This is a genomic window from Hyphomonas sp. J20-32 (assembly GCF_055808555.1).
Genome location: NZ_CM147873.1, coordinates 934,803 through 960,884, shown reverse-complemented (window position 1 = coordinate 960,884; position 26,082 = coordinate 934,803). Strand labels below are relative to the sequence as shown.

Here is a 26,082-nt window from a genome sequence, read left to right as displayed (position 1 = left end):
CCTAAACTTAAGCTTTGGATAAGCAATGATCCTTCATGGCTTTTTGGTAGGCATGGCTCATCAAATAATCTGGTGGGCCCTATGGAAATCCAACAAGCTGCAGTCGTACAACCCATCATCATCAAGCGGCGACGTGTCGTTAAGGGTGATGGACACCATGGCGGTGCCTGGAAAGTCGCGTACGCTGACTTCGTGACAGCCATGATGGCCTTCTTCCTGCTCATGTGGCTGTTGAACGCGACGACCGAAGAGCAGCGCAAGGGCCTGGCGGACTATTTCAGCCCCACGATTCCGATTTCCAGGAATTCGGGCGGCGGCTCGGAAAGCCTGAACGGCTCGTCCATCATGAGCGAAGAGACCTTTGCCAAGATGGGCACTGGCGCAGCGTTGCACCCCAGCGCCGCCGCGTTCGAAGGGAAGGAAGCGACGAAAGCCCAGAACGCCGAAAATGAGAGCGCCATCTCCAAGGAGTTGGAGACGTTGAAACAATCGTTGACCGAGGAGGGCAGCCGCCTGTCGGAGCACATGCTTATCAAGATGTCCCCGGAAGGCATCGTCCTGGAGATTACCGATTCTGAAGACGCACCGCTGTTCCCTGTCGGGCAAAGCGTGCCGTCCACGCTGTTGAGCGACATGCTCGACCTTGTCGCCAATTCCTTCGCCACGTTCGAAAACAACATCAAGATTGTTGGACATACCGACAGCTTGAGCTACCGGAACGGTGCGACCTATGACAACTGGAACCTGTCTTCCGACAGAGCAAATGCCGCGCGCAAATTGCTCTTGGACTCGAACCTCGACCCGAACCGCATTCTCGAGGTTTCCGGGAAGGCTGACACCGATCCTCTGGTTGAAGACAGTCCGTCCGCAGCCCAAAACCGCCGGATATCAATTACAATACTAACTCGTTAATCCTGCTTGGGCAAAGAGTTATCCGCTCATTAACTATCTGATCCTAGTTTTGGGCGCACTACTTTGCAGGAGCAACCAAAATGAGTATCTCATCGGCCTTGAATGCGGGAGTGATGGGGTTGAATGTCAACTCCGCCCGCCTCGCAACGATTTCTGACAATATCGCGAACGCGTCTACATCGGGCTACAAGCGTAGCCAGGTCGATTTTTCCAGCATGGTTCTCCAGCAACGCTCGTCAGCATATTCTGCTGGCGGCGTTCGCGTGAACACATTCAAGGACATTGCAGCCACCGGTTCATTGATCTCGACCGGTAGCGCAACGGATATTGCCGTTGGCGGTCGTGGACTGTTCCCGGTGACGAATGAAAGCGGCCTGGAACTGACACCGTCAGATCGCGATCTCCAGCTTCTGCCAACTGGCTCATTCTATGCCGACCAAAACGGCAACCTGCGCACACAAAGTGGCCTGTTCCTGCTGGGTTGGCCCGCAGACGCCTCCGGCGACATCGGAAACGTCAGCCGCAACAGTGGTGTCCACCTGACGCCTGTCAACATCGCAACATCCCAGTTCACCGCAACGGCGACCACCGGCATCGATCTTGGTATCAACCTTCCTGCGGATGCGACCATCGCCGGCGCGACAACGGGCGACTACAATCTCCCGGTTGAATATTTCGACAATCTCGGCCGCGCGAACTCGCTGACATTCCAATTCTCGCCGACCGTCCCGGCGCTCGGCGCAAGTAACGAGTGGGTCGTCGATATTTTCGATAGCGCAGGCGCTACGCCAACCGTTTCGATTGGTACTGTCGACATTACCTTCAGTGACACCACGACCTCCGGCGGTCGCATAGCGACTGCCGCCGCCAGCAATGGCGCGACCTACAATGCCGCGACGGGCAAAGTGTCACTGACCCTGCCGCATGGACCGGTTGAGGTATATATCGGCAAGCCGAATGACAGCGCGGGTGTAACCCAGCTGGCTGCGCCGTTCTCGCCAACCGCCGTCTCCAAAGACGGTGCGCCGATCGGCGACCTCAGCTCGGTTGAAATCGATGGCAACGGGTACCTCCAGGCCGTCTACGATACAGGCCTGCGCCGGACACTCTACCAGATCCCTGTCGGCGATGTGCCCAACATGAACGGCCTCAACGCCCTTGATTCACAAGCCTTCTCGGTCTCCGCTTCGAGCGGCAGCCTGTACCTTTGGGACGCTGGCTCCGGCCCCGTTGGCAGCATTTCCGGGTTCTCTCTCATGGAATCCACAACCGACATCGCGGCCGAACTCACGGACCTGATTGAAACGCAGCGGGCATATTCGTCCAACGCGAAAATCGTCCAGACGGTCGACGAAATGCTGCAGGAAACCACTAACCTCAAGCGTTGATATCCAGTATCGAAAGGCGCCCGGCTAAGTGTCCCTGTCCAATGCCATAAACGTCGCCCGCACCGGCCTTCAGGCGAGCAGTCTGAGGGCCGACACGGTTGCGACCAATGTCGCGAACGCGTCAACGGCGGGATACGTGCGCCGTTCGCTGGTGCTGTCCGAGAACATCGTCGCAGGCGGCTCCGCTGGCGTACGGTCCGACGGCATTGTCCGGAACCAGAACGAAGCGTTGACGGTAGAGCGGCGCGGCCTGTCCAGCGATCTGGCGCAGGCCGATTTGCTCACATCGACCTGGAAGACAATTTCCGTGCAGGTCGGCGATACCGAAAATGGAGACGGCCTGTTCAAGGCTTTCTCGGAGTTCGAATCAGCGCTTTCAAATCTCGCATTGTCCCCGGAATCGGGTGCGGACGCGTCAGTGGTCGTAAATTCAGCCAAGTCAATTGCACAGGAGTTTCACGACCTGTCCAATATGACGATTGCCCTGCGGACGGAAGCGGATCGGGAGATCGCGCGCGGCGTCGACACGGTCAATGCCGCACTGAAGACTATCGAAAAGCTGAATGGCAGTATCGCCAAGAGCAACCGGACATCGAACGAAGCGGCCGGTTTGATCGACGAACGCAACCGTGTCCTCGACACAATCTCCCAATACCTGCCAGTCCAGGCGGTGCCCCGGGATTACGGGACGGTTGATATCGTCACGCCCGAAGGCGTGTACCTATTGTCGGGAACAACAGCCCGGCAAATCGAATTCAACACCTCGAACGCATTTGGTCCTGACCAAACGCTCGCAAACGGGGGGCTGTCCGGCCTCACCGTTGAGGGCATAGATATCACGCCCGGCTCATCCTCCTATGGCGCGGTGTCCAGCGGCCTGTTTGGCGGGCTCTTCACGTTGAGAGACCAGGACCTGCCTGCCTTCAGCGACCAATTGGATACGTTGGCCGGAGACCTGATCACACGCCTGTCGGACGATGCGATCGATCCGACGAAAACGCCAGGCGAACAAGGCCTGTTTGTCGACGCGGCAGGCACAGGAGCGCCCGGCCTGGCCGCCCGCATTGCGGTCAATCCTGTCGTCGACCCAGCACAAGGCGGCGCGACCTGGCGCCTGCGCGACGGACTTGGCGCGGTCGCGCCCGGATTTGCAGGTGATTCGACCATTCTGAACAATTTGTTCGGGGCATTCACGGCAGTGTCTCCGATCAATTCGAACGGAATCCAGGGCGTCTTCACATCTACGGAAATGATCGCCCAGTTCGCTTCCCTCGCCGGACAGAAGCGTGTTCAAAATGAGAGCGTACTGTCCTCGACATCGTCTCAGCACACCTTGCTTCTGGAAGCCGAACATTCCCAGAATGGTGTCGATATCGATGCCCAGATGCAGGAAATGCTGCTCGTTGAGCAAGCCTATGCCGCCAACGCCCGGGTCATCGAAGTCGCGAGCCAGATGATCAGCCGGTTGATGGAGATCTGATATGTTACGCATTCCATCCTTCACCAACCTCACGGCGTCCAGCCTCAGGCAGGAAACGATCGCGCTGCGTGAACGCCTTACGACCACGACCGAGGAAGCTGTCACAGGGCGGTACAAGGACCTCACGCAACATCTTTCCGGCCGTATCAACCAGGCAATGCTTGGCAAGAAGGCACTTGATGGCGTGGCCCTGGAACGCTCACAGCTGACCCTCCGCGGCAGTCGCCTCGAAATGACACAAACGAGCCTCACCGTTATTCAGGAGCGAACAAGCGGCCTGTCCGCCCGCATGCAGGCTGCATTGGGCTCCGAAGACCAGGCTGCCCGCAACGCAACCGCGCGCGATTCCAAGGCAACACTGGAAGAAACCTTTTCCGCTCTCAACACGCGTTACGGCGAGCGATTCCTTTTCGCTGGCAATGCAACAGCCACGCCGCCCCTCGCATCGCCCGAAGATCTGCTGGCAGACATTCGACTAATCGCGGCAACCGCGACCGACGCTGCAGACTTCGCCACGCAACTGGACACGTACTTCAATACGCCCACCGGCGGGTGGCGCCAGAACATATACAGCGGCACGGAAACTTCGTCCGATCCTGATGCGGTCACCGGCGCCGATCCCGGTCTCATCAATATCGTTTCGGGCCTGGTCGTCATGGCCTTGTCCGGGCCCGACGAACTCCTTCCACTCCTTGATGGAAACAGCCAGATCGTCGCCTTGGCGGCGACCCGCCTGAGCGACGGGCAGACCGCCTTGACCAACAAACGTTCTGACGTTGGGGTCATCCAGGCCAAAGTGGAGCGATCAAAGGAAGCGCTGGGCGTCGAGGAAACTGTTCTGACCGCAGCGTTCAATGAAATGACCGCTCGCGACCAATATGAAGCGGCATCGGAACTGCGCGAACTGGAAAGCAATCTCGATGCGTCCTATCTGCTGACCTCACGGTTGGCCAATCTCAGCTTGCTGAATTACCTGAGGTAACGCCATGAAGTGGTCCACACGGCTCATAGCCCTTCTTGCAGCGGTCCTTGTCGCCCTCCCCGCGCCAGCCATGGCGCAGCCCCGCATTCGCGACATCGTGGATGTGGAGGGCGTGCGCGGGAACGACCTTGTGGGCTATGGCATTGTCGTGGGCCTGAACGGCACGGGCAATTCGGTCAAGAATTCCCCGTTCACCGAAGACTCACTCTCCTACATGCTCGAGCGCCTTGGCGTTAACGTGCAGGGCGAAGACATCAAGCCGAAGAACGTCGCGGCCGTTCTTGTGACAGCTACCTTTCCATCCTTCGCGCGTAACGGGTCGACGATCGATGTGACCGTCGCGTCGATCGGTGATGCAAAGAGCCTGAAGGGTGGAACGCTGATCCTTACCCCAATGAAGGGCGCGGACAACGAGGTCTATGCTGTCGCTCAGGGTAGCATTGTTGTCAGTGGCATCGACGTTCAGGCCGCCGGCGCCAGCGTTTCGCGCGGATCGCCGACAACGGGCGGCGTACCCAACGGCGCAAGGATCGAGCGGGAAATCAATTACGCATTCAACAAGCGCGAATCGGTGACCCTGGCCCTTCGCAGTCCGGACTTCACCACGGCTGCTCGCATCGAGGATACAATCAACAATGCTGTCGGCGCCAAGATCGCATCCATGCGAGACTCCGGCACCGTGGACCTGGACCTGCAAACGATATCGGATTCTCCTGCGCGCGTGCTGGCCAGCATTGAAAACCTGATGGTCCCGGTCGCCACACCAGCGCGTATCGTCATCGACGAAAAATCGGGCACGATCGTGCTCGGAGAAGATGTCACGATTTCGAAAGTGGCGATCGCACAAGGCAACATTTCGATCAAGATCGTCGAAACGCCTGTCGCATCCCAGCCTAACGCCTTCGCCGGGGGGGAAACTCTTGCCCTGCCCCGGTCACAGATCACCATCGGCCAGACCGGCAGCGGCCATATCGCGCTGATGCAGCCGAATGTATCGCTGTCTCAACTGATTGCGGGCCTGAACGCCCTTGGCGTGTCGCCCCAGGAGATGGCCGACATCATCCGGGCAATGAAAGCCGCAGGGGCGATTCACGCAGACCTGGTCGTCCGCTGATCGCTTTGCTTCGGAAAAGGCAGCATCCTGCCTGGCGTCAGGCCGCTGCGGACGTGTCCTCGGTCTGGATGTTGACGAGCTGAATCTGGCCGGCGCGTTTCATTTTCATCAGCAGGGCCAGGAAGTCCCGCTGAACCGTGTCGATCTGCGTTTGTGGCATGTCGCCCATTTCAGACATCTGGTCGCGAAGCTTGTCGGCCAGGCGTGGCGAAATGTTCTTGAGCAGGAATTCGGACACGGCATCATTGCTGCCCCTCAGGCTGGCAACGAGCTTGAGCGTCGTCTCTTCATCCAGTTCGCGGAAAACATTCGGGACCACCGTTGGCGGCAGCATGTTAGGAAGCCCCTCAATCGTGAACAATGACTGCTGGATTTGCTTGTACTTGTCCTCATACTTCCCTTCGAGGAACTTGGTCAGCTCGTCGCGCTTCTGGGCCGGGATCAAGCTGAGCAGTTCGCCGATATCTGCCAGATGCTCATTGCTTCCGCCAATCTCGTCCTGCGTCGCATTCAGGAATTCCAGTTCGATCATCCGCGCGAGCACCTGATCGATGCCGGGATCATCAGCCTGGCTTTCAACCATGAACCCCATTGCCGGCCCGAGCTTGTCACCTTCCATGTGATTGAGAATTTCCGAAGCGATCGAGACGTCAAGTTTGCGCAGGATCAGCGCGATTATGTTCGGAGTCAGTCCTTCAAGATAGGCGGCAACCTTTTTCGGGTCGCTCTTTGCAAGCCGCTCCCAGGGGGATTCGTTCGTCGCCATCGCCATCATCATCGGAATTTCAACGGGCTCATCCCCGAGGATCGAGCTCAGGCGGTCAGATTCCAGCACGCCTGAAAGCACCTCACGGGCCTTCTCCCTGCCGCCCCGCAATGCGCCGCTGGTCCTGCGAAGATGCGACAGGAAATCGACAACGATCATGATCATCTCGTCGCGGCCGACAAATGACATGTTTTGCAGCGCTTCCGCGATCTTCGCCATTGCGGCGTTGTCCAGCTTTTCGACAACGGGCTTGGCCGCGCTTTCACCCAGCATGGTGATGATCACGGCCGCGCGCTGCGATGGCGTAATCGTCGATTTGACGGCAGCTTTACCCCCCGGCTCCGTTCCGCGCGGCGTCAAATTTGCGCCCAGGTCTGGTCTGGATTGCCCACTCATCCCGTATATCCTCTCAACACCGCTTCGGTGATCTTCAGCCAACCATCTGCCAAAATGAAAAACCCAAGCTTAAAGGGCAATGAAACAACCGTCGGCGGCACCATCATCATGCCCACTGCCATCAGAACCGAAGCGACGACCAGGTCAATCACCATGAAGGGCAGAAAAATCACAAACCCGATCTGGAAGGCGTGTTTGACTTCAGACAACATGAAGGCCGTGGCCAAAAGCGAGAAGGATGGCGCTTCTCCAGCCGGCACGGGGCGGTTCACAGCGTCGCCCAGGACATCGATCGTTGTCGGTTCAACACGCCGCATCATGAATTCGCGGAACGGGTCGGTCGTCTGAACCCATGCCTGCTCTTCGGTCAGGACACCATCCATATAGGGGGAGATTCCGGTGTCCCACGCCGTCATGAAGACAGGCTCCATGATGAAGAATGTAAGGAACATGGCCAGCGCCATGATCATCATGTTCGGCGGGGCCTGTGGCACGCCGATAGCCTGACGCATGAACGAAAAGACAATGACCATGAATGGCAGGCAGGTCACCATCATGGCGATTGCCGGCACCAGGCTCAAAACCGACACGAGCAGGAATAGCTGAATGGTCGAGCGGCTAAGACCGCCACTGGCGCCGTTCAATACATCATTCAGGCCTGGAACAGGTTCTACAGGTACGCCTTGCGCGTGTGCGACAGACACAAGGCATGCCGCCGCAGCAAACAGGAATACAAGAAAACGGGTTGCGCCGCCGATCCTAGCCAATGGCATCGCCGGCCTGCTCTTCCAGTTCGGTGATCTTCACCCCGAGCGTTCCGTCCTCTGTTTCGACAAGCTCGCCTCGGGCGATGATCTTGTTGTCGATTGCCAGTTCCACCGGATCGTCGATGCGCGACGTCAGTGGCACCACGGATTCCGGTCGCAGCTCCAGGATATCCGAGACGCTCAGGCGTGCCTGGCCGATCGACACGGTCAACATGACTTGCACGTCGAAAATCGACCGGCGATACTTGTTCGCATCTGAATCGTCCCGGCGTTCAACACCGGCTGGCGCCTGAGGGATCTCTTCGGGATTGGACATTCGTCTACTCTTCAATCGTGGCTGGGGATGGTTCCAACTGGTCGAGGCATGCCTTCAGCAAGCCGTCAAAATCGAATGCGAGGCCCCCTGTTTCCCATGAAACGAGGACCTGATCATCGTCGGGCGTTTCAGCCGGGACAACGGCGCAGCGTTCGGACAGGGAAGCGTTTTTCTCGACGACTTCCCGAAGTTTCTCCAGCAGCGCAGGCTGCGCGCGGATTTCGACGGCCGGAGCCATTGCCGGAACCATGCCCGGCAAGTGGCGCCCGATCTCTTCGGCGAGGAACTGTCTGGACAGTTCGGGAAACAACCTGGACGCAATCGACTGCGTCACGCTGACGACCTGTTCGCGGGAGTCCCGCTCCAGCCGTTCGATCGTGTCAGACAGAGCCGTCAGCATGATCTCGATCTCGGCGAATTCCGGAACGCGTCCCGATGCGTCCTCACCGGACTCAGGTTCGGCTTGCGGAGCAAAGGCCAGAACATCTTGAGCCGGCTCCAAGACGACTTCTTCAACAGGCATCTGGCCCAACAGCAATCGGCGAGAATTGGATGCCGGCGGCGGTGCAGCGCTATCGAAACGGGGCAGGTTGGAGAAGAACGCCTCACTCATTGACCGCGGCCTTCCGGTCCTCGTTCAGCCATTCCTGAAGGATGGCAGCGGCGTCATCCTGGCGTCCCATCGTATAATCCTTGAGCGAGACGAACGGATCGGGCCCTCCGGCGCCTCCACCAGAGGCGAAGAAATCATCGCCCGCAGCGCCGGACTGCGCATTGCCATTCTGGCTGAGCAGGGGACGGATCACGCCGAACGCCAGGACGATGACGACAAGGCCAAGGACGAGGATCTTCACACCTGACCAGAGATAGCGCTCCATCAGCTGCTCGACCAGGCCGGGCGCTTCCACCATTTCGGTCACTTCGGGCAGCTGGAACGGCATGATCTCCACCGTCAGGTCATCTCCCCGGCTCGTATCAAGACCGGCGCCTGAAATGATCAGCTTCTTGAAGTCCTCAATGATCTGTTCCGTCGCTGTCGCCGCATCGGCGGCGGCCGGGTCGACGCCCAGAACCTGGTCATTGAGGAGAACGGCGATCGAAATCCGCTCAACCGCACCGGGCAGTATCTCGGTCTGCGTCCGCGTTTCGTTAATTTCGTACGACACGTTTTCAGACGAATTCCGGGCCGTACTGTTGGAGGAACCGCCTGCTTGCCCGCCCTCCTGCGGCAGGTTGCTGGCTGCTGTAATGCCAGTCGCAGAGCCGCCGCTGGATTCACTGACATCGCCACTGGAGCGATTACGAACTACCCGCGAATCCGGATCGAACATGATGGCGGACGTTGTCTGGCGCTGGTGGCTGACATCGACCGATACCGAAACGCGTGCATTGTTGGGCCCGACGCGCGCCTCCAGCAGGCGCAGGATTTTCTGTTCGAGCGCGCCTTCCTGCGTTTCCGCCTTAACGCCCGGCTGTTCGGCAGAATTGATGCCGGGGCCTGCGAGAATGCCCTTCCGCGAGTCGATCACGGCGACTTCATCCGGGCTCAAACCCGAAACCGCCAGCGCGACGAGATACTGGATCGCCTGCGCCTGTCCGCCGGAGAGGTCCCGGGACGCGGCAAACGTGACAGAAGCCGTCTGCTTGGGTTCAGAGCGCGCAAACCCCGAGCGAAGGCTCGCGCCGATGTGAACGCGGACAGACTGGACGCCCGGAATGGCCAGGATCGTGCGGGAAAGCTCACCCTCTTTGGCCCGCCAGTATGCGGCGTTGTACATCTCGGATGTCACCGAAAACCCATTCACCTGGTCGAGCAGCTCGTATCCCTGGACCGATTGCTGCGGCAGGCCTGATTTTGCCAGCGAGAACCGGACGGAATCGCGATCGTTCTGGGCCACGAAAATGGCATCGCCCCGGATTTCGTACTGGGTTCCGCGTTTCTCGAGTTCATCAATGATTTCGCCGGTGCTGGCCGGCTCGAGACCCGAGTACAGCAAGGTCATCGGCTGCTGCATGGCGCCCCGCACCAGGAAGGTCATGGCGAGCACGACGCCCAGTGTGGCAAACGCCAACATTAGTTGTCGCTGCAATGGCAGCGCTCTCAAAGTAGCGATGAAACTCATGACCCGGCAATTCCGTTTACGGCAGCATTACTGCAATGGTTAAAATTATGCGGGTAATTGTTAACGGTTCCTTTACCCCAACATTTGTTTAACAGGGCGGTGGGGTTTTAAGTCTGAATCGGGTTCACATGGCGAAGGACAAGGGCGGAAAAGCTGCGGATGACGCGGCACCTGATTCGGCAGCTGCCGAAGCGAAATCCGGTGGCGGGATACTCGGCCTCGCACTGCTGGCTGTTGGCGCGATCGCCAGTTCGTTCGCGACGGTCTATTTCCTCTCGCCCGCTCCGGCTGCCGAAGTGGCCGTGTGCGAAACGGAAGAATCAGCTACGCATGCGGAACCAGCCATCAACCCGAACCAGACTTACGTCGAATTGCGGGATATCCTCATTACGATCGGAAGCGCCCCTGCGACGCGTTACCTCAAGATGAAAGTCGCCATCATCACGGACAGCGAAGACATGTCGACGGTGAGCAACGCGGAACCCGTGCTGATCGATGCTTTCACAAATTACCTTCGCGCTGTTGAAATCAGCGATTTCGAGAATCCCGGGTTCTATTCTCACATGCGGGATCAGCTGGACCGTCGCTCACAGCTCGTTCTGGGCGGCAGCGTGTCCGATGGTGTCCTGATCACCGAATTCCTGTTGAGGTGAGATGATGAATTTTGAACCCACAGATATTGCCATTGTCCTGGTTTCGTTTGCAGCCTGCGTTTACTGCTTCGTGCTCAATCGGCGCCTGAAGGCGCTGCAAAACACAAAGGACGGCCTGGGCGCGACCATCATGGCCATGTCGAAATCCATCGCGGCCATGTCGAACTCGACTCAGGAGACGCGGTCTCATGTCGGGGAGATGGCCGTTCGCCTGTCGAGCCTGCTGCAGGACGCCAACCAGACCTGCGAACGGCTCGAAACCCTGCAGGGCTCGCTGGAAGCCACCCAGAAAAATGCGGTCGATCAGGTGACGGCGACGCAAACAGAGCTGGGCATCATGATGCGGATCATCCTGGACCAGTCGAAGACCCGGATCATGGAAATGACGACCCTGATGCAGCGGCTTCGGGATTTGACCGACGCGGCAGGCGACATGCCGGAGGCCGCCACGCCAGTTCAGGCCAAGCAAAAAGCCGTTCCGCACCGGGTGGGTTAGTGTCATGAAAACACTCGACAAGCGCGGATCCTACGTTCTCCTGTCTCTCGGATTCCTTTTTGCGATCGGCGCGGCCGTTCGGTTCCTGCCCAGCAGCTTTGCGATCGCGAGCGAGACGCTTCCCGGCGAACATTCCGAAACGGAAGGCGTTGATGATGCCGCCGATGCATCGACGGCGGCGGTGAAAGTCGAACCGATCAACCAGGTCTGTTTCACGGAGGAAACGGCTGCAGCGCTGGCGGCCGAACAAAGGGTCATGGAAGCCCAGTTCGACGAACTGACGAACCAGGAATTGTCGCTCCAGGCGCGCCAGCAGGAGCTGGACCGCCGGGCGGCTGACCTCGACGCGCTGCAAAAGACGCTCGCCGCGCGCTGGAAGGAAATGCAGACCACCTCGGACGAAGACGTGGTCCATCTCGCCCGGATGTACGGCTCGATGAAACCGGACCAGGCAGCCGCGATTTTCAACCAGATGGACCCCGAATTTGCCGGCAGTTTCCTGCAACTCATGCGCAGTGAGCAGGCGGGCCTGATTATGGCCAGCATGGAAGCACGCAAGGCCTATGAAGTGAGCCTGAAACTGGCCGAGATGAACGAAGACATCCGCCAGACGGAAAAGTCGAACTGAACCGGCGAGCCACGCTGCAGCGCAACGCTGCCTAATCCCTCGAAATTTTGGTGATCCCGGCGCGATTCGAACGCACGACCTACAGATTAGGAATCTGTTGCTCTATCCTGCTGAGCTACGGGACCACGGGGTGAGCCTATACGGCATGACGGGGCGGGATTGAAGCCTTTCCGGTGGTTTTCGGGCGGGCGCAGCGTGCTATGACAGGGCGGGGCGACGGCAGGGTGCGGGCGCCAGCGCTGGAGGGTCCGAGTGTGGCATGGGGGTGGCAGGGCCTGCTGACGGCGCTCGCGGCGCTGGCTGCTTGCGGCGCGCCCGACCCGCTGGCCGATACCCAGCCTGGCGAGCATGGCCGCGTGGTGCGCGTCATCGATGGCGACGCGCTGGTGCTGGACACCGGGCAGAGCGTGCGCCTGGTTGGCATCGAGGCGCCGGCGGGACCCTACAAGGACCGCGCGGGCGCGCCCTATTTCAAGGAGTCGCGGCGGATGCTGGAGGACATGGCGCTGGGGCGCGAGGTGCAGCTGTTCTATGCCGGGCTGACCCGCGACCGGTACGACCGGGCGTTGGCGCATGTGGTGACGACCGACGCGCTGGGACCGGACCTGTGGCTGAACCGGGAAATGGTGGCGCGCGGCGGGGCGCGGGTGCGCGTGTATCCGGATACGGCGGGGGCGAACGACCTGTTGCTGGCGCCGGAGGCCGAAGCGCGGGCGGCGGAACGGGGCCTGTGGGGGACAAGGGCCTACCGGATACCAGTGGCGACCGACCTGCCGGAACCATTCGAGAAATTCCAGCTGGTGGAAGGCGAGGTCACGGCGCGGCTCAGCACGGACGAGCAGGGTGCGTCTTGCGAACTTGGCCTCGCCGGGTCGGCGCTGACGCTGGAAATCAAGCGGAGCGCGGCGGCGCTCTGCCAGGTTCAGGCAGGCACGCCTGTGCGGGCGCGTGGCTATGTCTATGGCGGCAAGCTGGAAATTGCCCATGCCCTGAACCTGGAGACGCTGGACCGCGAATAGGCGGTAGGCATTCACAAGCGCCGCGGTTTGCCCGATACAGGAGAAGACGCATCCAGCCGGGAGACACGCAATGGTGGGCACTTATATCCTGATCGGCCTTGGAATCCTGATCCTCGCCGCAGTCATACTGATCTATAACTGCCTCGTTGCGAAGAACCAGATGGTCAAGAATGGCTGGGCCGATATCGACGTCCAGCTGAAACGCCGGACCGACCTCATCCCGCGCCTTGTCGACACGGTGAAGGGTTATGCGGCGCATGAAAAGAGCCTGTTCGAGGATGTCGTCGCCAAGCGCGGCGCAGCACTGGCGGCGGGCGACGACCCGCAGGTGCGCGGGGCCGCCGAGTCGGCGCTGTCGCAGCCCGTGGCGCGCCTCGTGGCCGTGGCCGAGGCCTACCCGGACCTCAAGGCGAACCAGAACTTCCTCGACCTGCAGAACGAACTGTCGGACACCGAAAGCAAGATCGAGATGGCGCGGCGCTTCTTCAATGGCGCGGTGCGCGAACTGAACACGGCGGTGCAGAGCTTTCCGGCGAACGTGATGGCCGACCTGTTCGGCTTCCGGACAAGCGCCTTCTTCGAAATCGAAACGGCTGACCGCGCCCTGCCCCCGGTCGACTTCAAGGGGGAATAGGCCGTGCTGATGCGTCCCCTGATCGTCCTCTTCCTTGCCCTGACCCTGGCGATGGGGGCCCTGGCCGACGAGCGGATCAACCGGTTCGATGTCGACATCGATGTCCAGACGAACGGCGATATCATCGTGAACGAAGCGCTGACGGTCACGTCCGAGGGCAACCAGATCCGGCGGGGCATCCTTCGTCTCCTTCCACGCTACTATTCCGATGACGGGGCCAAGCTGCCTTATGCGTACAGGATCCTGAGCGTTACCCGCGACGGAGCGCGCGAACCCTATGCGACCTCGACGATGGACAATGCGCTGGAAGTGCGGATCGGCGATGCGGATGTATTCCTGCAGAACGGCCAGCACATCTATGAGATCAGGTATCGCGTGAAAAACCAGGTGCGTTATTTCCCGACGCATGACGAGGTCTACTGGAATGCGACCGGCAATTACTGGGACTTCCCGATCGATGCGGCGACCGCGACCGTGACCTTCCCGGCGGGTGCCCGGTTCACCGATTACCAGGCCTATACGGGCGGGCTCGGCGAAAGCGGCTCGGATTATACCGACAGCATGACGGGCAGCACGCTAGCCTTCAGCACGACCCGGACGCTGCGATCAGGCGAAGGCCTGACGGTGGCGGTGGGCGTCGAGAAAGGCCTGATCGACCCGCCGTCGAGCGCCGACCAGACGCGCCGGTGGTGGCAGCGCAATGGCTCGCTGGCGATCCTGCTCGCCTCGCTGCTGGGCGTGTTCGGATTCTCGTGGCGCAATTTCAACAAGGTCGGGCGCGACCCGGTGAAGGGACCTGTGTTCCCGCGCTATGAGCCGCCGGCGGGATATTCGCCCGCCGCTGTGCACCACATCTATTATCGCTCACTGTCGGGTCACAAGGCGCTGATCGCGACGCTAATGAACCTGGCCATCAAGGGGCACCTGACCATCGAGGCGGGGAAGAAGAAGGAAACCACGCTGACCCGCACGCCAGACGCAGAAAAGCCCGTCAGGCTGACGCCCGAGGACCTGAAACTGGAAACCGGGCTGTTCCGCTACGATACCGCGCAGACGCTGACATTCGGCAAGACATACGATGCCAAGTTCACGGCGGCCTATATGGCGTTTCGCGCCGCCCTCTCCCGGGCTTATGGCAGTGCCTATTTCAAATGGAACGCGCTCTATACCGTGATGGCGGTGGTGCTCACGATCGGGGCCGTTATCCTGGCGATCACGCAGGCCACGATCTGGTCCTGGTGGCATACGGCCACAATCCTGGCGCTGGCGGCGCTGAATGGCTGGTTCATGTACCTGATGCCGGCACCGACCCGGAAAGGCCAGGCCGTGCGCACCGAGATCGAGGGCTTCAAGCTCTACATGGAAACGGCCGAGAAGCTGCAGCTGAACGCCGTGGAAGTCGGCAGTGAAGCGCCGCCGCCGATGACGACCGAACGGTACGAAACCTTCCTGCCCTATGCCGTGGCGCTGGGCGTGGAAAAACCGTGGACGAAGCATTTCGAGCGGCTGATCCCGGAAGAGGCCGCCGCCTACAATCCCGGCTGGACAAACATGTCATCCGGCGGATTCCGCAATATCGGCGAGATGACCAGCGGCATGGTCAACACGATGAGTTCTGGCGTGTCGAGCGCCATGCCCCAGAGCTCCAGCTCGTCGGGGTCCGGCGGTGGCGGCTCCTCGGGTGGCGGCGGCGGCGGCGGGGGTGGCGGCGGCTGGTAGCGGCTTGACCCGCCTTGGCCTGCGGGCGTAGTTTCGCAAAAGAACAATTCCAGAACGGAAGGCCTGCTCGCCATGCGTGACGGCAACTCATTCGACCTTGATGCGAGCCTGCCGCAGACGCGGGCGGGCGAGATTGCGCGCGGCACGCTGCGGCTGCTGGCGGGACTCGGCTATTTCGGCGTGACGGAAATGACGCTGGCGAACAATCGCCGGGCGGACATTGCCGCCGTCGGCCCGGCCGGCGAGATCGCCATGGTGGAGATCAAGTCGTCGGTGGCCGATTTCCGGGCGGACTCGAAATGGCCTGACTACATGCCTTTCTGCGACCGGTTCTATTTCGCCGTGATGGCGGACTTCCCGCAGGACCTGATCCCCGAGACGGCGGGCCTGATCGTGGCCGATGCCTTTGGCGGGGCGGTGATACGCGAGGCCCTGGTCGACAAGCTGGCGGGGGCACGCCGCAAGGCCGTGATGCTGCGCTTTGCCCGTCTTGCCGCCGGCCGCCTGCAGGCCGGGCAGGATGCGGGCTGGACGGCGGCACAAGTCTCGCATACCTGACGCCCCAGATGAGCCACGCCTATCCCCTTGCCCGTACTGTCACCGAAGCGCTGGATCCCGGCGCCAGGGCCGCGCGCACGCGCGCCGATGCCGAGGCGATCGCAGGCGGCATGAAGGTGGAATCGCTGCATACCGAATGGCTGAACCTGAGCGAGGCCGACGCCGACGCCCAGATAGCGGCCAATGCGGGCGGCATCGCGCACGGCTTCCTGCAGCGCTACGAGGACGACAAGGGCGCCCCTGTCGTGGCCGTGACCTATTGGCGGCTGGTGGAAGAAGTGAAGGCGAAGAAGGCCGCAAAAGCGCCCAAGCCTGAACCGGAGCCCAAACCAAAAGAGGCCGACCATACCGACGACCTCTATTTCCGCTCGGGCCGGACCAAGCCGTCACGGCGCAAGCGCTGGGTCGACCCGCGCCAGATGGACCTGTTCATCGAGGCAGAGTCCTAGGCCTCGACGAGGCTCCAGCCGCCCTTGCCGGCGAGCTTGCGGACGATCAGGTAGAGTAGCAGGCCGACCGGGCCGAACATCAGCGTGAAAAAGAGGCAGGCCACGAGCGCGAGGTGGGGCACGTTGCGACGTGCCGCATCGCGCGCTTGCCAGGCACCGACGAAAAGATCGAACACGAGATAATGCGACCAGCCGACGAGGATGCCGAGCGGATGGGAGAAGAGCTGGGACACGCCGGCGGCGCTGGTGAAACTGCCGCCCTCGGCGCCCATGCCGAAGAAAAGCGTCATCGACAGGGTGACGATATAAAACACGCCGAGCGCAAGCGGGTAAAGGCCGGAATGCACGAGCATCTTCGTAATGTTCGAGCGCGGCAGCACAGCGAGCAACAGCCACGCCGGCATGACGCTGAGATTGATGAGCGTGTACAGGGTTTCGTATGTCATGCCTGTCCCCTCCCTTTTGAGCCATCCTGACCCGGCCGCGACGCGGGCGCAAGGCATTCGCGCCTGCACGTGCGGCGCCTCTGGCGGGCGCTTTCGGGGGGGGACGGATTTTCAGGGCTGGGGGATGGGTCAGGTATACGGCAGGGGGAGGCATTCAACGCGTCCGCAGTCCCGGCGCATGCCGGGACCTCGTGCGGCAAGACCGGACCGAAGGGAGAGAGGCCCCGGCCTACGCCGGGGACACGGATTTATTGCCTCATCGCCGCTGAGGGCGCGCGCCAGCCGAACCGAGACCCGCGCACGAACATGCGACGCACCGGGCGCATCCTCGACCCAGCGGACATGGACATTGCCATATCGGTCTGCACCGATCAGCAGGCCCCGGCCCGTCGCCTGGCGCCAGCGCTCGATGGCGCGCAACTGCCACCACAGCCACGGCCAGAACAGGACCATGACATGGGCATAGAGGGGCGCGTGAAGCGGGTTCATGCCGCCCATTATACTCCGGGACCGGAGGGGTGGGACAAGTTTTCGGGAAAGCGCGTGGGGGCAATGGTTTCCGGGCGACCTAGGCCCGGACAAGCAACCGGGACTAGACCAGCCCCGGCGCGAACTGGACAAACACGTAGGCGCCATAAGCTAGGAGCATTGCGGCTGCCGGTATTCGGCCGATGTTCCGGGCAAACACGAGGGCGACACCAAACAGGACGGCGATGGCCAGCATGACCGGAATGTCAAAGCGCAGGAACTGGTCGGCCACCGGTATTGGCGTGATCAGGCTGGCAATCCCCAGAATGCCGAGAATGTTGAAAATATTGGAGCCGACGATGTTTCCGAGCGCGACATCGGTCTTGCCGCGGTAAGCTGCCAGGACGGATGTCGCGAGCTCGGGCAGGCTGGTGCCCACGGCAACGATCGTCAGGCCGATAACGGCTTCTGATATGCCCGATTGCCGGGCGATGGCGCTGGCGCCGTCGACCAGCCAGCCGGCCCCGAGGAACAGGACCACGAAACCGCCGAGCAAGCTCGCGGCCGCGAGTGCGATGTTGCCTGCCGGGCGGCCTGTCTCCTGCTCGGTGCTGGCGCTCGGCGCGGCACGTTCCTGAAGAAAGGCGAACACGAGATAGGCGATCAGGGCAATGACGAGGGCGCCACCGGCCAGGCGGGATACAAGGCCAAAGGCGGCCAGCGCAAACAGCGCCACAGACGCCGCGATCATGACGAGCGCATCCCGCTTGACCGACGGGCTCCAGCCTGCCGGCGGGCGCACGAACGCCGCCAGTGCCACGATCAGGATCACATTGGCGATGTTCGATCCGACGACATTACCGATGGCGATTCCCGGCTGCCCGCCAAGGGCTGCTTTCACGGACACGAGCAGTTCGGGCAGCGACGTGCCGAACCCGACAATCGTCAGGCCGATCAGCAGTTCCGATATGCCGATGTTGCGCGAAATCGTTACGGCACCGCGCAGCAGAAGCTCGCCGCCGAAAAACAGCCCGCACAAGCCTGCGGCAATCAATAATAGCTCGAAACCCATGGTCGACCCCGTTCTGGACGGCCTTCATGTCCTTCCGGATCTTGTTCGAATTGTGATTTTGGACTCCGCACACTGAGAGTATTTTTTTGCAGGCCGGCCTTGAAACCGTGCTGCCGGATACATGCCCGTCCCCCGGAGCCTGCCGCATTGGATGGTGCCGCATGGCATTGGCGGCCCTCAGCCTGCGGCGGCTTGCCTCGTGGTGATGGCTTGCGCCGGGCGGGCAATCGGGCTGGAGTGAGGGATGGACACGCCTCCCGAAACCGCCCCGATACCTGAACCAACACCGCCGAAACACCTTTCCAACCGGGACCTTTATGTCCTGTCGGTGGCGACGGCCGTGGTGACGGCGAACGCCTATTACATCCACCCGATTATCTCACGTGTGGCTGACGATTTCGGCATCAGCCATGCGATGATCGGCATGGTGCCTGCCTTTAACCAGATCGCGCTGGCGCTGGGCATATTGCTGTTGCTGCCGCTGGGCGACTGGGTCAGCAACCGGCGGCTGGTCTCGGTGTTCGTGGCCGGCCAGTTCCTGTCTGTGGCCCTGATGGCCTTCGCGCGGGACTATTGGCTGTTCGTGGCAGGCTCGACCGTGCTCGGCTTTTTCACCATCGCGCCCTATTTGTTGCCGACCTATGTGTCGAAACGCGTGGCGCCCGGAGACCTTGGCCGGGCAACCGCGATCCTGACGACCGGGATTATCGGCGGCATATTGCTGGCGCGGGCGGGGGCGGGCGTGCTGGGCCAGTATCTCGGCTGGCGCAGCGTGTATTTCGTCGCCGCCACGCTGATGCTGGCCGTGAGCATTGCCCTGCCCCTGATCATGGAGAAGCGCGATTCCCGCACCGTGGCCGCGCCGGGACAGAGCTATGCCGGGCTGCTCCTGTCGATCGGGCCGATCGTGCGCCGGAACCCTGAAATCCTGCTGTCGGGCACGATCCAGGCGCTGGGCTTCGGCATCTTCCTGTCGGTCTGGATGGGTCTTGGCCTGCACCTGACCAGCCCGGCCATGGGATACGGCGTCGATGTGGTCGGCTATCTTGCGCTGTTTTCGGTGTTCAACCTGCTCACAACCCCACGCCTTGGCGCCTGGGCCGACCGGGTGGGGCCGAAGCGCGCGCGCCTGACCGTGGCGACCACACAGCTGGCCGGCGTGGCACTGCTGTTCTTTTTCGGGCACAGCCTGTGGCTGTTGATGATCCCCATCGTGATCATGAATGTTGGCGGGCCGCTGATCGATATCTGCAACCGCATGACCTTCCTGAACAAGGCACCGGAGATCCGCACGCGCCTGATGACCGTCTATATCGTGATGATGTTCATTGGCGGCGGCGCGGCCAGCTGGGCCGGGACAGCGGCCTATGACCGGGCCGGCTGGCACGGCAACGCCCTGCTGGCGCTGGGCATGGCGGTGTGCCTGTGGGCGCTGTGCGCGCTGAGCGCGCGGGGGACGAAGAAGGACGCGAAGGCGTGACGCCGCTGGCGGGCCGCTTGCTGGCGCTTGCCACTGAGGCGGTCGATTCGGGCGCGCGGGTCATCTTCATTGCCGGGCCGCAGGGTGTCGGCAAGTCGACCGCCATGGCGGCGCTGACAGAGGCGATCTCCGGATCGGTCGCGCTCGCGCTGGACGACTTTTACCTGACACGCGCCGAACGGGAGGCGCTTGCCCGCGACGTGCATCCCCTGTTCGCAACGCGCGGGCCGCCGGGCACGCATGACATTGCCTTGCTGAGGGAGACGCTGACGCGCCTGATGGCGGCCGGGCCGGATGAGCGCATTCGCGTGCCGGTCTTTGACAAGGCCGCTGATGACAGGCGCGCGCCGGACGACTGGACCGTGGTGCAGGGCGCGCCGCGCGTGATCTTCTTGGAGGGCTGGCTACTCGGCGTGACCGCAGACCCGGCAGCGGCAGAGGCGCCGCCGCTCAACGCGGTGGAGGCGGAAGATCCGGATGGCACATGGCGAGCGTACCAGGAGGCACAACTGGCCGGGCCGTATGCGCGCCTCTGGGACATGGCGGATGCGTTTCTCTATCTCGATGCGCCCGGCTTTGCGGCGGTGCAGGACTGGCGGATCGAACAGGAAGAAACGACGCGGGGCCTTGCGCCCGGCACGCTGGACGATGCCCGACGCGACTGGGTGGCCCGTTTCATTCTGCACTACCAGCGGCTGACCGAGCGCCTGCTGGCGGGGGAGCGACGGCCCGGCGCGGCGATTGCCGTGGACCGCTTCCGGCAGCCGGTGTGAAAGCAACCGTTAGCCCTTGCAAGGGGTGCGTCTACCCATCCGGATTGAGATCGTTCTTTATCCAGTGCGCCCTCGATGGTTCGCCAAGAATATCATAGCTGCATTCAGCGCTGATCATCCGGATATGCCTGATTTCCGGCCGGTCCCGCCCTCGCCACTCCGGCAGCTGCTCTTTCCAGGGTGATGCGATTATTTCCAGCAGGGGGAAGAAGCTCGGTTTGCCCTCTTCAAATCGCGGTGCATCCGACCAGTTGGCATGCAATCCGCCAAAAAGATCAACGTCCACGTCGGCGTCAACGGCGACCCCAAGCAGGTGGTCAAATTCGATCCGCAGGGCTGAGAGCCCTTCAACTACCGGCCGAGCGTCGGTCAATACTTTCCGAAGCCGCGGGTTGGTTTCGTCAATTTGCACCGAGCCGGGCTCAAGCAGTTTCTCGGGCACAAGGTCGAAAAAGCCCTGCTTGCCATCAATGCTAGCGCGGATATTGCGCAGCGGCGCCGGAATGTCCCCGAACTCTGTAACGCGAATGATCTTCATGACATTGCCTCCGGGCCATGATCGAAGAGCATTCCAACCAGAAATCTAGACCCGCGCTTTTACGGCCTCGGCAACCGCGTCGGCGGTGATGCCGAAATGCTTGTAGAGTTCCTTGTAGGGGGCGCTTGCGCCGAAACTATTCATGCCGACAAAGCCGCCATCATGGCCGATCCAGCGGTCCCAGCCGAAGCGGACGCCGGCTTCGACCGCCACGCGGGGCACGTCGCCGCCGAGGGTGGCCTGCTGGTATTTCGCGTCCTGCGCTTCGAAGAGTTCCATGCACGGCATTGAGACGACGCGGACCTTCACGCCATCTTTCGCCAGCTGGTCCTGCGCGGCGAGGGCGATCTCGACTTCCGAGCCGGTGGCGATGATCACGGCCTGGGCCTTGCCCTTGCAGTCTGACAGGACGTAGCCGCCCTTGGCGGAAAGGTTTTCGTCGTCATGCGTGGTGCGGGCAGGCTTCAGGCCCTGGCGGGTGAGCGCCATCGTGGCGGGGCCTATGTCATTCTCGAGGGCGAGTTCCCAGCACTCGGCCGTCTCGACGCCGTCCGCCGGGCGGAAGACGTGCATGTTGGGCATGGCGCGCAGGCTGGCGACATGTTCGACCGGCTGGTGCGTGGGGCCGTCTTCGCCGAGGCCGATGGAATCATGGGTCATCACATGGATGACGCGCGTGCCCATCAGGGCGCCGAGACGGATCGCGGCGCGGCTGTAATCGGCGAATACAAGGAAGGTGCCCGAATAGGGAATGATGCCGCCATGCAGGGCCATGCCGTTCATCGCGGCGGCCATGGCATGTTCGCGCACGCCGTAATGGATATAGCGGCCGCCCCAAGTGTCGGGGGTGAGGGCCGTGGTGTGCGAGGTCTGGGTATTGTTCGAGCCGGTAAGGTCTGCCGAGCCGCCGATCATTTCGGGCACGAGGCCGGTAATGACTTCCAGCGCGGCGCCGCTCCACTGGCGGGTGGCCTTGGTCTCGCCGCCTTCGACGACGGCCTTCTTGTGCTTGACCAGCGCCTTGCCGAGATTCTTGGGCAGGCGGCCGGCGATGGCGGCATTGAACTCGCCCTTTTTCGGGGAGGCGGTGAGGCGCTTTTTCCAGGCGTCGCGCTCCGGCTTGCCGCGGGCACCGGCTTTCGCCCATGCCTCTTCAATGGCCGCAGGCACTTCGAACGGCGCATGCGGCCAGCCGATATTCTCGCGGATGCCGGCAATCTCGTCGGGGCCATAGGGGCCGCCATGCGCCTTGCCGGTGCCGGCGAGCTTGGGCGCGCCGAAGCCGATGATGGTTTTCACGGCGAGGAAGACGGGCTTTTTCTGGGTCTGGGCCCATTTCAGCGCGGCGGCGACGTCTTTCTCGTCATGGCCGTCGACCTTGCGGGTGACCCAGCCGGAGGCCTCGAATCGGGCGCACTGGTCTGTATTGTCGGTCAGGCCGATGCCGCCATCAATGGTGACGGCATTGTCGTCGAACAGGACGATCAGGCGGTTGAGCTTCAGGTGCCCGGCCAGCGTGATCGCTTCCTGGCTGATGCCTTCCATGAGGCAGCCGTCGCCAGCGATGACATAGGTCTTGTGGTCGACAAGGTCGTCGCCGAAGCGGGCATTGAGGTGGCGTTCGGCGATGGCCATGCCGACGGCGGTGGCAATGCCCTGGCCGAGCGGGCCGGTCGTGGTTTCAACGCCGACAGTGTGGAAATTCTCCGGGTGGCCGGGCGTGGAGGCGCCCATCTGGCGGAAATTGCGGATATCGTCGCGGCTGACCGATTTGTAACCGGTAAGGTGGAGCAGCGAATAGACCAGCATCGAGCCGTGCCCGGCGGACAGGACGAAGCGGTCGCGGTCGGCCCAGGTCGGATCGGTGGGATCGTATTTCAGGAATTTGCGGAACAGGACCGTGGCCGCATCGGCCATGCCAAGCGGCAATCCGACATGGCCAGACTTGGCCGCCTCTACCGCATCCATCGACAGGGCGCGTATGGCGTTCGCCATATCCCGGTTCGTCACAGCCATTCTGCTATCTCCAAAAGCCTTCAAACGTCGTAGGCCAGACTCCTGCCACAACGTCAAGCCGCTTGGCGGATGGCTGCAATACCGTTAGTTCATTGATGATATGACCGATCTCGACCCATCTGCCCGCCGCCTTGATGCGGCCCTGTCGCGCCTCGAGGGCGCGCTCGACTCGCTGATGTCGCGAACAGGCGACCCGGCGGTGATGCGCGCGGAACTGGCCGCACTGGCCGAAGACCGCGCCCGCATGGCCGAAGAGCTGGACGGCTCACTCGCCCGCGAGGAGGAATTGCAGGCCCTGGCCGACGAAGCGAGCGAGGCCCTTGGCGCCGCCATCGAAGAGGTCCGCGCAGCCCTCGGCAAGGATGGCGGACACGTGCAGGAAGAGCCGGAATAGATGGCGAAAGCGGACATTACCCTGCGCGGCCGGGCCTATTCCGTCGCCTGCGCGCCCGGGCAGGAGACCCGTATCCAGAAGCTGTCGGAACAGCTGAACGCGCGGGTGGACCAGATTGCCGGGGCGGTGGGCGACATTGGCGAGGAACGCCTGCTGCTGATTGCGGCGCTGGCCCTGCTGGACGAGCTGGACGCCTCGCGGCGCGCCGTTCCCGGCATTGCCGACACAGAGAAAAAAGTAGCTCAAATGCTGTCGAAAGCCGCCGAACGGATCGAGGCGCTGGCGGCGCGGATCGAGGGCGGGCACTGAGGCCGGGCGCGCCGCGACCCTTTGCGCATGGCCGTTTGCGGATTCCGGGCCCATATTGGCCGCTGACACAGCCGGAAAGGCGCCAAACATGCAACTCTTCCTGTCCATCGCCTTCTATATCGGTATCGCGGCCCTCGTGATCGTCCTCGGCTTCGGCATCGCCAACCTCGCCCGGACGGACGAGAACCAGGCCAGCCGCTCGAACAAACTGATGCGCCTGCGCATTTTCGTGCAGGCCATCGTGATCGCCATTCTCGTGGCGCTCGGCCTGTTTGCCGGGGCATTCAAGATCGGCTTCTAGGAGACCCCATGGTCAAGCTCGACAAGATTTACACCAAGGCTGGCGACAAGGGCAAAACCCGCCTGTCGACCGGGGAGCCGCTCGACAAGTGGCACCCGCGCGTGGCCGCCTATGGCACCGTGGACGAGGTGAACGCGGCGCTGGGCGTGGCGGCGCTGCATGCCGAGGGCGAGATGCTGGCGGCGCTGCGCCGGGTGCAGAACGACCTGTTCGACCTTGGCGCGGACCTCGCGACGCCCGACCGCGGCGACAAGCTGGAATGGACGCCGCTGCGCATTGTCGAGGCGCAGGTCAAGCGCCTCGAGACCGAGATCGACGCGATGAACGTGAATATCGCGCCGCTGGACAGTTTCATCCTGCCGGGGGGCAGCCCGCTCGCCGCGCAGCTGCATGTCGCCCGCACCCTTTGCCGCCGGGCCGAGCGCCAGATCGCCGAACTGTTCGGTCTGGAGGATGAAGTGGTGAGCGCCGAGGCGCTGGCCTATGCCAACCGCCTGTCGGACTGGCTGTTCGTGATCGGCCGCGTGGCGAACAATAATGGCAGGGATGATATCAAGTGGGTGCCGGGGGCGAACCGGTAGCGGAGCACGCAATACGCGCCAACATACCTGTTTTCGGCGTCAGAGCGGGACGCGCAACCACCAGACCCGCGCGCGGGCTTCAGATTCAGCAGTTTCCGCAGAATCGTAGATACCGCAACTCGGCCCGAGCAAACCCCAATCACCATTCTTGGCGCTCTGGTGCTTGTATGTATAGGACCCATCCGATCGTTTAACGATGTGGATTCTATTGCTCCCTCGTTCCAACAGTTTCACTGATCGGTCTTCCATGAAGTGAAGTATCAACGATCACAGACCTATGGCTAGCCAGAACAGGCCAGAAACAAATGCCGCTCTTGGCTAAAGCGCCCAAATTCCTACTTCCGCATCGCGTCGCGTGTGTCGGCCATCAGGGCGAAGAGGCCGAGGACGGGGGTGACGACGCCGTCGTCACGATACTCCCGGTAGAGAGAATCGACATTGACGGCGATGCGCTCGGCGTCGCCCCAGCTGGCATAATCGCCGAGCGCAATATCGAGCGCGGCTTCGCGCACTTCCATCCCGGCATCGAAGCGCTTGCGAGCCTCGGCATCTATATAGGCGAGGTATTCGGCGACGCGGCGCACGCCTGCCTTGTCCGTGATCGGACCATGCCCGGGCACGATGACATCGACATCCATGTCGCAGATCCTGTCACAGGCGCGGATCCAGTTCGATACCGGCCCGGCCCACATCAGCGGCGTGCCGTCGATGAACAGGATGTCGCCGGTGAACACGGCGCGGTCTGACGGCACATGCACGAGCACGTCGCCTGCCGTATGCGCCGGGCCGACCTCGATCAGCTCCACCGCCTTGTCGCCGACCTTGAGGTCGAGCTGGCCGGAAAAGGTGCGTGTGGGGGCGCGTTCCCTGACTCCGGCAAAATCGAACATGCCGAAAATCTCGGAGAAATAGGCGCCCGCCGCACCCATGTTGGGGGCCATTTGCAGCAATTGGGCGAGCAAGGCCGGATTGACGTCTTCCATCTCGCGGGCGCTGGCCTCCGACGCGATGATCTCGGCATGCTGGCAGCAGCCATTGCCGTGCGTATGGTCGCCATTGGCATGCGTGTTGACGATCACGCCGATATCGTCCGGCGCGAGGCCGGTGGCGTCGCCCATGGCCTTCAGCATGTCGGCAGTCAGCTTCATGTCGAACAATGTGTCGACCAGCAGCGACTGGTCGCCATCGACGATCAGGCCCGCATTCGACCAGCCCCAGCCGCCATCCGGCTGCAGCCAGGCATAGAGGCCATTGCCGATGTCTTTCAGGCCGTGTGAATAGTTCCAGCGCCCTGCCATCGCGCG

General features: G+C 62.0%; 30 protein-coding genes and 1 tRNA gene. 19 read left to right on the top strand and 12 right to left on the bottom strand.

The window, feature by feature from the left end:
• Positions 1 to 81: 81 nt before the first annotated feature.
• The 5 genes from AC0L7I_RS04725 (at position 82) to AC0L7I_RS04705 (ending at position 5,876) form a co-directional block, all read left to right on the top strand.
• Positions 82 to 912 (top strand): flagellar motor protein MotB, encoded by an 831-nt coding sequence (locus AC0L7I_RS04725; protein ID WP_473398392.1) that lies wholly within the window; start codon positions 82 to 84, stop codon positions 910 to 912.
• Positions 913 to 992: 80 nt separating this feature from the next.
• Entirely contained in the window at positions 993 to 2,300 is a 1,308-nt protein-coding gene (locus tag AC0L7I_RS04720; RefSeq protein WP_473398391.1) for a flagellar hook protein FlgE, read from the top strand.
• Between the two features lie 28 nt (positions 2,301 to 2,328).
• A complete protein-coding gene (gene flgK, locus AC0L7I_RS04715; RefSeq protein ID WP_473398390.1) occupies positions 2,329 to 3,780 on the top strand; it encodes a flagellar hook-associated protein FlgK in 1,452 nt (483 codons plus the stop codon).
• 1 nt (position 3,781) lies between these two features.
• On the top strand, positions 3,782 to 4,762 hold the full coding sequence (locus AC0L7I_RS04710) for a flagellin (RefSeq protein WP_473398389.1): 981 nt from the start codon (positions 3,782 to 3,784) through the stop codon (positions 4,760 to 4,762).
• Between the two features lie 4 nt (positions 4,763 to 4,766).
• Complete coding sequence (locus AC0L7I_RS04705) at positions 4,767 to 5,876, top strand: flagellar basal body P-ring protein FlgI (protein ID WP_473398388.1); 1,110 nt, start codon at positions 4,767 to 4,769, stop codon at positions 5,874 to 5,876.
• A gap of 37 nt (positions 5,877 to 5,913) precedes the next feature.
• Here the strand turns inward: AC0L7I_RS04705 and AC0L7I_RS04700 are convergent, their stop codons facing one another.
• The 5 genes from AC0L7I_RS04700 to fliF are packed head-to-tail and all read right to left on the bottom strand — an operon-like array spanning position 5,914 to position 10,196.
• Entirely contained in the window at positions 5,914 to 7,038 is a 1,125-nt protein-coding gene (locus AC0L7I_RS04700) for a FliG C-terminal domain-containing protein (protein ID WP_473398387.1), read from the bottom strand.
• A complete protein-coding gene (locus AC0L7I_RS04695) occupies positions 7,035 to 7,811 on the bottom strand; it encodes a flagellar type III secretion system pore protein FliP (protein WP_473398386.1) in 777 nt (258 codons plus the stop codon). Before AC0L7I_RS04695 ends, AC0L7I_RS04700 begins: the two co-directional genes overlap by 4 nt.
• A complete protein-coding gene (locus AC0L7I_RS04690) occupies positions 7,798 to 8,121 on the bottom strand; it encodes a FliM/FliN family flagellar motor switch protein (protein WP_473398385.1) in 324 nt (107 codons plus the stop codon). The genes AC0L7I_RS04695 and AC0L7I_RS04690 overlap by 14 nt, the downstream gene beginning before the upstream one ends.
• Before the next feature lie 4 nt (positions 8,122 to 8,125).
• Positions 8,126 to 8,734 carry a hypothetical protein gene (locus AC0L7I_RS04685; protein WP_473398384.1) on the bottom strand — a complete coding sequence of 203 codons (609 nt, stop codon included), beginning with the start codon at positions 8,732 to 8,734 and terminating at the stop codon, positions 8,126 to 8,128.
• Positions 8,727 to 10,196: a flagellar basal-body MS-ring/collar protein FliF gene (gene fliF / locus AC0L7I_RS04680; RefSeq protein ID WP_473398383.1), complete on the bottom strand. Its 1,470-nt coding sequence runs from the start codon at positions 10,194 to 10,196 to the stop codon at positions 8,727 to 8,729. The genes AC0L7I_RS04685 and fliF overlap by 8 nt, the downstream gene beginning before the upstream one ends.
• A gap of 176 nt (positions 10,197 to 10,372) precedes the next feature.
• Here fliF and AC0L7I_RS04675 point away from each other — a divergent pair, with 176 nt between their 5' ends.
• The 3 genes from AC0L7I_RS04675 to AC0L7I_RS04665 are packed head-to-tail and all read left to right on the top strand — an operon-like array spanning position 10,373 to position 12,021.
• Positions 10,373 to 10,897: a flagellar basal body-associated FliL family protein gene (locus tag AC0L7I_RS04675; RefSeq protein WP_473398382.1), complete on the top strand. Its 525-nt coding sequence runs from the start codon at positions 10,373 to 10,375 to the stop codon at positions 10,895 to 10,897.
• A 1-nt stretch (position 10,898) separates the two neighbouring features.
• Positions 10,899 to 11,393, top strand: a complete 495-nt coding sequence (locus AC0L7I_RS04670; RefSeq protein WP_473398381.1) for a hypothetical protein — start codon at positions 10,899 to 10,901, stop codon at positions 11,391 to 11,393.
• A 4-nt stretch (positions 11,394 to 11,397) separates the two neighbouring features.
• Positions 11,398 to 12,021, top strand: coding sequence for a MotE family protein (locus AC0L7I_RS04665; protein WP_473398380.1), 624 nt, complete (start codon positions 11,398 to 11,400; stop codon positions 12,019 to 12,021).
• Positions 12,022 to 12,069: 48 nt separating this feature from the next.
• Here the strand turns inward: AC0L7I_RS04665 and AC0L7I_RS04660 are convergent.
• Positions 12,070 to 12,146 (bottom strand) — tRNA-Arg (locus AC0L7I_RS04660).
• A gap of 75 nt (positions 12,147 to 12,221) precedes the next feature.
• Here AC0L7I_RS04660 and AC0L7I_RS04655 point away from each other — a divergent pair.
• The 5 genes from AC0L7I_RS04655 (at position 12,222) to AC0L7I_RS04635 (ending at position 16,400) form a co-directional block, all read left to right on the top strand.
• Positions 12,222 to 13,040 carry a thermonuclease family protein gene (locus AC0L7I_RS04655; RefSeq protein WP_473398379.1) on the top strand — a complete coding sequence of 273 codons (819 nt, stop codon included), beginning with the start codon at positions 12,222 to 12,224 and terminating at the stop codon, positions 13,038 to 13,040.
• Positions 13,041 to 13,110: 70 nt separating this feature from the next.
• The gene (locus AC0L7I_RS04650; protein WP_473398378.1) at positions 13,111 to 13,674 is read left to right on the top strand and encodes a LemA family protein; all 564 of its coding nucleotides are present in this window, start codon (positions 13,111 to 13,113) and stop codon (positions 13,672 to 13,674) included.
• Between the two features lie 9 nt (positions 13,675 to 13,683).
• Complete coding sequence (locus tag AC0L7I_RS04645) at positions 13,684 to 15,393, top strand: DUF2207 domain-containing protein (RefSeq protein WP_473399111.1); 1,710 nt, start codon at positions 13,684 to 13,686, stop codon at positions 15,391 to 15,393.
• 72 nt (positions 15,394 to 15,465) lie between these two features.
• Positions 15,466 to 15,951, top strand: coding sequence for an MmcB family DNA repair protein (locus AC0L7I_RS04640; protein WP_473398376.1), 486 nt, complete (start codon positions 15,466 to 15,468; stop codon positions 15,949 to 15,951).
• Between the two features lie 8 nt (positions 15,952 to 15,959).
• Positions 15,960 to 16,400 carry a hypothetical protein gene (locus tag AC0L7I_RS04635; RefSeq protein ID WP_473398375.1) on the top strand — a complete coding sequence of 147 codons (441 nt, stop codon included), beginning with the start codon at positions 15,960 to 15,962 and terminating at the stop codon, positions 16,398 to 16,400.
• Here AC0L7I_RS04635 and AC0L7I_RS04630 read toward each other — a convergent pair.
• The 3 genes from AC0L7I_RS04630 to AC0L7I_RS04620 all read right to left on the bottom strand — a co-directional run bounded on the left by AC0L7I_RS04630 (position 16,397) and on the right by AC0L7I_RS04620 (position 18,386).
• Positions 16,397 to 16,846 carry an ABA4-like family protein gene (locus AC0L7I_RS04630; RefSeq protein WP_473398374.1) on the bottom strand — a complete coding sequence of 150 codons (450 nt, stop codon included), beginning with the start codon at positions 16,844 to 16,846 and terminating at the stop codon, positions 16,397 to 16,399. The two genes, AC0L7I_RS04635 and AC0L7I_RS04630, sit on opposite strands and share 4 nt — an antisense overlap.
• A gap of 129 nt (positions 16,847 to 16,975) precedes the next feature.
• On the bottom strand, positions 16,976 to 17,335 hold the full coding sequence (locus AC0L7I_RS04625; protein ID WP_473398373.1) for a hypothetical protein: 360 nt from the start codon (positions 17,333 to 17,335) through the stop codon (positions 16,976 to 16,978).
• A gap of 103 nt (positions 17,336 to 17,438) precedes the next feature.
• On the bottom strand, positions 17,439 to 18,386 hold the full coding sequence (locus AC0L7I_RS04620; protein WP_473398372.1) for a calcium/sodium antiporter: 948 nt from the start codon (positions 18,384 to 18,386) through the stop codon (positions 17,439 to 17,441).
• A gap of 244 nt (positions 18,387 to 18,630) precedes the next feature.
• Here AC0L7I_RS04620 and AC0L7I_RS04615 point away from each other — a divergent pair, with 244 nt between their 5' ends.
• Together AC0L7I_RS04615 and AC0L7I_RS04610 are read left to right on the top strand one after the other, a co-directional pair.
• Positions 18,631 to 19,866, top strand: a complete 1,236-nt coding sequence (locus AC0L7I_RS04615; protein WP_473398371.1) for an MFS transporter — start codon at positions 18,631 to 18,633, stop codon at positions 19,864 to 19,866.
• Positions 19,863 to 20,639 carry a hypothetical protein gene (locus AC0L7I_RS04610; protein WP_473398370.1) on the top strand — a complete coding sequence of 259 codons (777 nt, stop codon included), beginning with the start codon at positions 19,863 to 19,865 and terminating at the stop codon, positions 20,637 to 20,639. The genes AC0L7I_RS04615 and AC0L7I_RS04610 overlap by 4 nt, the downstream gene beginning before the upstream one ends.
• A 31-nt stretch (positions 20,640 to 20,670) precedes the next feature.
• Here the strand turns inward: AC0L7I_RS04610 and AC0L7I_RS04605 are convergent, their stop codons facing one another.
• Both AC0L7I_RS04605 and tkt read right to left on the bottom strand, forming a co-directional pair.
• Positions 20,671 to 21,177, bottom strand: a complete 507-nt coding sequence (locus tag AC0L7I_RS04605; RefSeq protein WP_473398369.1) for a hypothetical protein — start codon at positions 21,175 to 21,177, stop codon at positions 20,671 to 20,673.
• A 45-nt stretch (positions 21,178 to 21,222) separates the two neighbouring features.
• The gene (gene tkt / locus AC0L7I_RS04600) at positions 21,223 to 23,193 is read right to left on the bottom strand and encodes a transketolase (protein WP_473398368.1); all 1,971 of its coding nucleotides are present in this window, start codon (positions 23,191 to 23,193) and stop codon (positions 21,223 to 21,225) included.
• Between the two features lie 100 nt (positions 23,194 to 23,293).
• On the opposite strand from tkt, the gene AC0L7I_RS04595 reads away from it, so the two are divergent.
• The 4 genes from AC0L7I_RS04595 (at position 23,294) to AC0L7I_RS04580 (ending at position 24,778) form a co-directional block, all read left to right on the top strand.
• The gene (locus tag AC0L7I_RS04595; protein WP_473398367.1) at positions 23,294 to 23,587 is read left to right on the top strand and encodes a DUF4164 family protein; all 294 of its coding nucleotides are present in this window, start codon (positions 23,294 to 23,296) and stop codon (positions 23,585 to 23,587) included.
• The gene (locus AC0L7I_RS04590) at positions 23,588 to 23,896 is read left to right on the top strand and encodes a cell division protein ZapA (RefSeq protein ID WP_473398366.1); all 309 of its coding nucleotides are present in this window, start codon (positions 23,588 to 23,590) and stop codon (positions 23,894 to 23,896) included.
• 88 nt (positions 23,897 to 23,984) lie between these two features.
• The gene (locus AC0L7I_RS04585) at positions 23,985 to 24,197 is read left to right on the top strand and encodes a twin transmembrane helix small protein (protein ID WP_473398365.1); all 213 of its coding nucleotides are present in this window, start codon (positions 23,985 to 23,987) and stop codon (positions 24,195 to 24,197) included.
• Positions 24,198 to 24,205: 8 nt separating this feature from the next.
• Complete coding sequence (locus AC0L7I_RS04580) at positions 24,206 to 24,778, top strand: cob(I)yrinic acid a,c-diamide adenosyltransferase (RefSeq protein ID WP_473398364.1); 573 nt, start codon at positions 24,206 to 24,208, stop codon at positions 24,776 to 24,778.
• 335 nt (positions 24,779 to 25,113) lie between these two features.
• Here AC0L7I_RS04580 and AC0L7I_RS04575 read toward each other — a convergent pair whose 3' ends face one another.
• The gene (locus AC0L7I_RS04575; RefSeq protein ID WP_473398363.1) at positions 25,114 to 26,076 is read right to left on the bottom strand and encodes an MBL fold metallo-hydrolase; all 963 of its coding nucleotides are present in this window, start codon (positions 26,074 to 26,076) and stop codon (positions 25,114 to 25,116) included.
• Between the last annotated feature and the right edge of the window lie 6 nt (positions 26,077 to 26,082).

Bases quoted from the DNA above. Each gene is read 5' to 3' on its own strand.
- AC0L7I_RS04700 (WP_473398387.1), bottom strand. From the start codon at position 7,038: ATGAGTGGGCAATCCAGACCAGACCTGGGCGCAAATTTGACGCCGCGC.
- AC0L7I_RS04590 (WP_473398366.1), top strand. From the start codon at position 23,588: ATGGCGAAAGCGGACATTACCCTGCGCGGCCGGGCCTATTCCGTCGCC.
- AC0L7I_RS04685 (WP_473398384.1), bottom strand. From the start codon at position 8,734: ATGAGTGAGGCGTTCTTCTCCAACCTGCCCCGTTTCGATAGCGCTGCA.
- AC0L7I_RS04655 (WP_473398379.1), top strand. From the start codon at position 12,222: ATGACAGGGCGGGGCGACGGCAGGGTGCGGGCGCCAGCGCTGGAGGGT.
- AC0L7I_RS04695 (WP_473398386.1), bottom strand. From the start codon at position 7,811: ATGCCATTGGCTAGGATCGGCGGCGCAACCCGTTTTCTTGTATTCCTG.
- AC0L7I_RS04630 (WP_473398374.1), bottom strand. From the start codon at position 16,846: ATGACATACGAAACCCTGTACACGCTCATCAATCTCAGCGTCATGCCG.
- AC0L7I_RS04690 (WP_473398385.1), bottom strand. From the start codon at position 8,121: ATGTCCAATCCCGAAGAGATCCCTCAGGCGCCAGCCGGTGTTGAACGC.
- AC0L7I_RS04620 (WP_473398372.1), bottom strand. From the start codon at position 18,386: ATGGGTTTCGAGCTATTATTGATTGCCGCAGGCTTGTGCGGGCTGTTT.
- AC0L7I_RS04705 (WP_473398388.1), top strand. From the start codon at position 4,767: ATGAAGTGGTCCACACGGCTCATAGCCCTTCTTGCAGCGGTCCTTGTC.
- AC0L7I_RS04595 (WP_473398367.1), top strand. From the start codon at position 23,294: ATGACCGATCTCGACCCATCTGCCCGCCGCCTTGATGCGGCCCTGTCG.
- AC0L7I_RS04580 (WP_473398364.1), top strand. From the start codon at position 24,206: ATGGTCAAGCTCGACAAGATTTACACCAAGGCTGGCGACAAGGGCAAA.
- AC0L7I_RS04670 (WP_473398381.1), top strand. From the start codon at position 10,899: ATGATGAATTTTGAACCCACAGATATTGCCATTGTCCTGGTTTCGTTT.
- AC0L7I_RS04675 (WP_473398382.1), top strand. From the start codon at position 10,373: ATGGCGAAGGACAAGGGCGGAAAAGCTGCGGATGACGCGGCACCTGAT.
- AC0L7I_RS04615 (WP_473398371.1), top strand. From the start codon at position 18,631: ATGGACACGCCTCCCGAAACCGCCCCGATACCTGAACCAACACCGCCG.
- AC0L7I_RS04650 (WP_473398378.1), top strand. From the start codon at position 13,111: ATGGTGGGCACTTATATCCTGATCGGCCTTGGAATCCTGATCCTCGCC.
- AC0L7I_RS04625 (WP_473398373.1), bottom strand. From the start codon at position 17,335: ATGAACCCGCTTCACGCGCCCCTCTATGCCCATGTCATGGTCCTGTTC.
- AC0L7I_RS04725 (WP_473398392.1), top strand. From the start codon at position 82: ATGGAAATCCAACAAGCTGCAGTCGTACAACCCATCATCATCAAGCGG.
- AC0L7I_RS04605 (WP_473398369.1), bottom strand. From the start codon at position 21,177: ATGAAGATCATTCGCGTTACAGAGTTCGGGGACATTCCGGCGCCGCTG.
- AC0L7I_RS04585 (WP_473398365.1), top strand. From the start codon at position 23,985: ATGCAACTCTTCCTGTCCATCGCCTTCTATATCGGTATCGCGGCCCTC.
- tkt (WP_473398368.1), bottom strand. From the start codon at position 23,193: ATGGCTGTGACGAACCGGGATATGGCGAACGCCATACGCGCCCTGTCG.
- AC0L7I_RS04640 (WP_473398376.1), top strand. From the start codon at position 15,466: ATGCGTGACGGCAACTCATTCGACCTTGATGCGAGCCTGCCGCAGACG.
- AC0L7I_RS04710 (WP_473398389.1), top strand. From the start codon at position 3,782: ATGTTACGCATTCCATCCTTCACCAACCTCACGGCGTCCAGCCTCAGG.
- AC0L7I_RS04665 (WP_473398380.1), top strand. From the start codon at position 11,398: ATGAAAACACTCGACAAGCGCGGATCCTACGTTCTCCTGTCTCTCGGA.
- AC0L7I_RS04645 (WP_473399111.1), top strand. From the start codon at position 13,684: ATGCGTCCCCTGATCGTCCTCTTCCTTGCCCTGACCCTGGCGATGGGG.
- AC0L7I_RS04720 (WP_473398391.1), top strand. From the start codon at position 993: ATGAGTATCTCATCGGCCTTGAATGCGGGAGTGATGGGGTTGAATGTC.
- fliF (WP_473398383.1), bottom strand. From the start codon at position 10,196: ATGTTGGCGTTTGCCACACTGGGCGTCGTGCTCGCCATGACCTTCCTG.
- AC0L7I_RS04575 (WP_473398363.1), bottom strand. From the start codon at position 26,076: ATGGCAGGGCGCTGGAACTATTCACACGGCCTGAAAGACATCGGCAAT.
- AC0L7I_RS04635 (WP_473398375.1), top strand. From the start codon at position 15,960: ATGAGCCACGCCTATCCCCTTGCCCGTACTGTCACCGAAGCGCTGGAT.